General features: G+C 75.1%; 1 protein-coding gene and 1 pseudogene. Both read left to right on the top strand.

Features of this window, described 5'->3' with window-relative positions; all coding sequences use genetic code 11:
• Positions 1-292: pseudogene (locus AB0C29_RS49445) on the top strand (TetR family transcriptional regulator); the annotation flags it as partial.
• A gap of 82 nt (positions 293-374) precedes the next feature.
• On the top strand, positions 375-1,183 hold an 809-nt coding region (locus AB0C29_RS49450; RefSeq protein WP_360835462.1), incomplete at its 3' end, for an FAD-dependent monooxygenase.

Genomic DNA, 1,183 nt, shown 5'->3' on the forward strand with positions numbered 1-1,183 from the left:
CGATCAGGAGGCCTGGGCCGCCGGGGTGCGCACGATGATCGCCGAGCCGGCCCTGCAGGGTGACCTGCTGCGCGCCGGCGCGCTGGCCGAGGCGGAGGTCGCCGCGGCCGTCGCCGAGCGCACCGGCACCGACCTGAGCAAGGACCTGTATCCGCACCTGGTGGCCTCCGTCGTGATGGCCGCGAACAACGTCGCCCAGGCCCACTTCCTGCGCGCCGGCCCGCACGTGTCGATGCCGGAGCTGCTGACCGAGGCACTCGCCCGGATCGCCGCGGGCCTCCCCCCGCCCTGAGCGGCCGCCACCTCGACATGCCCAGCGTCAGCCCGCCGTTCGCCGGCGGGCCGGTGCCCCGTACCCGGAAGAGGGTTTCACCATGATCGACGTCGTCATCGCCGGCGCCGGGCCGAACGGCCTCATGCTCGCCTGCGAGCTGGCCCTGGCCGGGGTCCGGCCGCTGGTCCTGGAGCGGCTGCCCGAGCCCACCACCGAGCAGCGCGCCAACGGCCTGGTCGGGCAGGTCATCCGCATGCTCGACCGGCGCGGCCTGTACGAGCGGCTCGCCGGCACCCCCGGTCCGCCCCGCCCGGCGCCCGGGTTCACCTTCGCCGCCTTCCCGCTGGACCTGCACGACCTGCCGGACAACCCGCTCTACACGATGCTGGTGCCGCAGCGGCGGATCGAGCAGATGCTGACCGAGCGGGCGGCCGAGCTCGGCGTGACGATCCACCGTGGTCACGAGGTCCTCGGCCTGACCCAGAACGAACGGTCGGTGACGGTCGAGGTCGCCGGCCTGGCCCCGATCGAAGCGGCCTACCTGGTCGGCGCGGACGGCGGGCACAGCGTGGTACGCAAGCTCGCCGGCATCGCGTTCCCCGGCGTGACCAGGGACGACACGGTGTCGCGGACGGCGCATGTCAGCGTGCCGGCGAGCATGGTGGATGCGCACGGGGCGCTGCACGTGCCGGGCTTCGGGGTGCTGCCACCGTTTCTGCACACCCGTACCGAGCAGGGTCTGATCGCGTGGGCGCCGATGCCCGGCCGGGCCCCGCTGGTCAGCGTGGGGGAGCGCCACCGGCCCGGCGACGACGTGGGTGACGGTGAGACCAGCATCGCCGAGCTGCGGGCGGCCGCGGGCCGGGTGCTCGGGGCCGACCTGCCGCTGGACGCCCCGGACGGGCCCGG

This window comes from Actinoplanes sp. NPDC048791 (genome assembly GCF_040650095.1).
GTDB lineage: Bacteria > Actinomycetota > Actinomycetes > Mycobacteriales > Micromonosporaceae > Actinoplanes.